This window comes from Skermanella sp. (assembly GCF_059503625.1).
Genome location: NZ_JCACHA010000298.1, coordinates 1 through 2,937 on the forward strand (window position 1 = coordinate 1; position 2,937 = coordinate 2,937).

Here is a 2,937-nt window from a genome sequence, read left to right on the forward strand (position 1 = left end):
TCGCCTTCGGTTATGTCGGCAATCGTGCGGCCGTATTTCCGCTCCAGCGCCTCGGCTACGATGCGATGGCGGTCAACACCGTCCAGTTCTCGAACCATACCGGTTATGGATCGTGGACCGGCCAGGTCTTCCAGCCGGCTCATATCGCGGAGGTCATCGACGGCATCGCCGCGCGCGGCGCTCTGGAAAGCTGCGACGCCGTGCTCTCCGGCTATATGGGCGGAGCAGCACTGGGCCAGGTCATCGTCGAGACTGTCCGGCGGGTGCGCGCCGCCAAGCCGGAGGCGGTCTATTGCTGCGACCCGGTCATGGGCGATGTCGGGCGCGGCTTCTTCGTCAACGAGGATATCCGCGCCTTCATGCGGGCGGAGGCGGTGCCGGCAGCCGACATCATCACGCCGAACCAGTTCGAGCTGGAATTCCTGACCGGACGGGAGGTCCATTCGCTGGCGGACGCCTTGGCCGCGGCGAAGGCGGTGCGGGCGATGGGGCCGAAGCTGGTGCTGCTGACCAGCCTGACGCGCGACGAGGCTCCCGCCGATTCGATCGAGATGCTGCTGGACACGCCGGACGGCGCGTTCCTGGTAGCGACCCCGCGCCTGCCGCTCGACCCGCCGCCCAACGGCGCCGGCGACTGTGTGGCGGCCGTGTTCCTGGCGAAGTACCTGGAGACCGGCGACCCGGCGAAGGCGCTGGGGCACGCGGCTGCGGCGATCTACGCGGTCTTCTCGGCGACGCTGAAGGCCGGCACGCGGGAGCTTCAGCTCATCGCGGCCCAGGACGAACTGGTCTCCCCGCAGCGGATTTTCGAAGTCCGGAAAGTCTGACGAAAGAAAAAAGGCGCGGCCCCGGCAGGGTCCGCGCCTTTTCTACTTACCGCAGCAGATTACTTCTTCAGGTAATCGCGAGCCAGCACTTCGGCGATCTGAACCGCGTTGAGCGCCGCACCCTTCCGCAGGTTGTCGGCGACCACCCACATGTTCAAGCCGTTCTCGACCGAGATGTCCTCGCGGATGCGGGACACGAAGACCGGATCGTCGCCGGCCGTTTCGACCGGTGTGACGAAGCCTTCCTCGGCCAGATGATCGATCACGTTGACGCCGGGGGCGGCGCGCAGCGCTTCACGGGCTTCGTCGGCGCTGATCGGCCGCTCGAACTCGATGTTGACCGATTCGGAGTGGCTGATGAAGACGGGCACGCGGACGCAGGTGGCGGTCACGAGGATCTTCGGATCGAGGATCTTCTTGGTCTCGACCACCATCTTCCACTCTTCCTTGGTCGAGCCGTCATCCATGAAGACGTCGATCTGGGGAATCACGTTGAAGGCGATCTGCTTGGCGAACTTCTTCTTCTCGATCGGATCGTTGACGTAGACCGCGCGGGTCTGGTTGAACAGCTCGTCCATCGCGTCGCGCCCCGCACCCGACACCGACTGGTACGTGGACACTACGACGCGCTTGATCTTGGCCAGATCGTGCAGCGGCTTCAGCGCCACGACCATCTGGATGGTCGAGCAGTTGGGGTTGGCGATGATGCGGCGCTTGGTATAGCCGGCGATGGCTTCGGGGTTCACTTCCGGCACGACCAGCGGCACGTCGGGGTCCATGCGGAAATGGGACGTATTGTCGATCACGACGCAGCCGGCCGCAGCCGCCTTGGGCGAATACTCGGCCGACACTTTGCCGCCGGGGGACGACAAGGCGATGTCCCAGCCCCGGAAATCGAACTTGGCCAGATCCTGGACGTCGAGAACCTGATCCTCGCCGAAGGAGACCTGCTTACCGACGGATTTCTCGGACGCCAGGGCCACCACCTCGTCGACGGGGAATTTGCGCTCGGCCAAGGTAGTCAGGATTTCACGCCCGACATTCCCGGTGGCGCCGATTACCGCGATTCTGTAGCCCATGATGCGTTCCTGTTTTTTCTCTGCTGCCGCCATGTCTCTTGCCATGGCGCAGGTACGTTTTTGGATGGTCCCCATGACCATCCGGCAAACCCCATTGAATTATTCCGATCCCGGCCCGTTTGCAAGATCAAGCCATACCTTACATGACAATTCAGGGAGGACAAAATGGCGCGCAAGTACGGGACCTATGAGGAGTTCTGGCCTTACTACCTCGCCGAACATGCCAGACCCGGTACCAGAGCATGGCATTACACGGGCACGGCACTGGCTTTAGCCTTGCTTCTGGCCGCCGTGGCGACATTGAACCCCTGGTTCGTCCTGGCGGCTGTCGTCTCCGGCTATGCCTTCGCCTGGATCAGCCACATGCTGATAGAGCGCAACCGGCCGGCGACCTTCACGTATCCGCTATGGTCCCTGATCAGCGATTTCCGTATGTTCTTCCTCTTCGTGACGGGCCGCATGGGTGCGGAACTGCGCCGTCACGGCATCAATCCATCCAAAGCGGAGCCGGCGTGAGCAGCACTTCATTGCAGGAGACCATCGCCGAGGCGATCCAGAAAGCGGACAAGTCCTTCTTCAACGAGGACTACATGAAGCAGGCGATGGCGGTCATCACCTCGCTCCGCAAGGCCGGCTACGAGATCGTGCCCAACAAGGCATCCGACGGTCTGGTCGACTTCGCCTGCGACAACCTGCCGTTCGGCCGGCTCAAGCAACAGGACTTCATCAAGGAGTTGTACGTGCTGCTGGTCGAGAACAGCCGGCGGTTTCCGTAACAACAGGCTGGTGATAATGCAATGGACGAAGCGGACGAGATGCTGGCGGAAAGATCCGAGCGGTGCCCGACCCATCCGGGAGTTGTGTTGCGTGACACTGTCCTTCCGGCGCTACGCATGACTGTCAAGGATGCTGCGGCGGAACTTCGGGTTTCCCGCCAGATGCTTCACCGCATCCTTGGCGGTGAGGTTTCGATATCGCCGCAGATGGCAGTACGTTTGGGTAAATTCTGCGGGAATGGTCCTGGATTGTGG

At 62.5% G+C, this 2,937-nt stretch carries 5 protein-coding genes; 4 read left to right on the forward strand and 1 reads right to left on the reverse strand.

Annotated elements, in window-relative coordinates; genetic code table 11:
- Positions 1-827: pyridoxal kinase PdxY (pdxY, locus tag AC5JJ6_RS06850; RefSeq protein WP_496041316.1), on the forward strand; the 827-nt coding region annotated here is incomplete at its 5' end.
- Positions 828-886: 59 nt separating this feature from the next.
- Here the strand turns inward: pdxY and AC5JJ6_RS06855 are convergent.
- Complete coding sequence (locus AC5JJ6_RS06855) at positions 887-1,906, reverse strand: aspartate-semialdehyde dehydrogenase (RefSeq protein WP_496041317.1); 1,020 nt, start codon at positions 1,904-1,906, stop codon at positions 887-889.
- 165 nt (positions 1,907-2,071) lie between these two features.
- On the opposite strand from AC5JJ6_RS06855, the gene AC5JJ6_RS06860 reads away from it, so the two are divergent.
- The 3 genes from AC5JJ6_RS06860 to AC5JJ6_RS06870 form a co-directional block, all read left to right on the forward strand.
- Positions 2,072-2,422: an Mpo1-like protein gene (locus AC5JJ6_RS06860; RefSeq protein WP_496041318.1), complete on the forward strand. Its 351-nt coding sequence runs from the start codon at positions 2,072-2,074 to the stop codon at positions 2,420-2,422.
- Positions 2,419-2,682 carry a hypothetical protein gene (locus AC5JJ6_RS06865; protein WP_496041319.1) on the forward strand — a complete coding sequence of 88 codons (264 nt, stop codon included), beginning with the start codon at positions 2,419-2,421 and terminating at the stop codon, positions 2,680-2,682. Before AC5JJ6_RS06860 ends, AC5JJ6_RS06865 begins: the two co-directional genes overlap by 4 nt.
- Positions 2,683-2,703: 21 nt before the next feature.
- A partial coding sequence (locus AC5JJ6_RS06870) for a HigA family addiction module antitoxin (protein ID WP_496041320.1) occupies positions 2,704-2,937 on the forward strand: 234 nt, incomplete at its 3' end.

Excerpts from the sequence above, each read along its gene's own strand:
- AC5JJ6_RS06860 (WP_496041318.1), top strand. The coding sequence starts at position 2,072 with ATGGCGCGCAAGTACGGGACCTATGAGGAGTTCTGGCCTTACTACCTC.
- AC5JJ6_RS06855 (WP_496041317.1), bottom strand. The coding sequence starts at position 1,906 with ATGGGCTACAGAATCGCGGTAATCGGCGCCACCGGGAATGTCGGGCGT.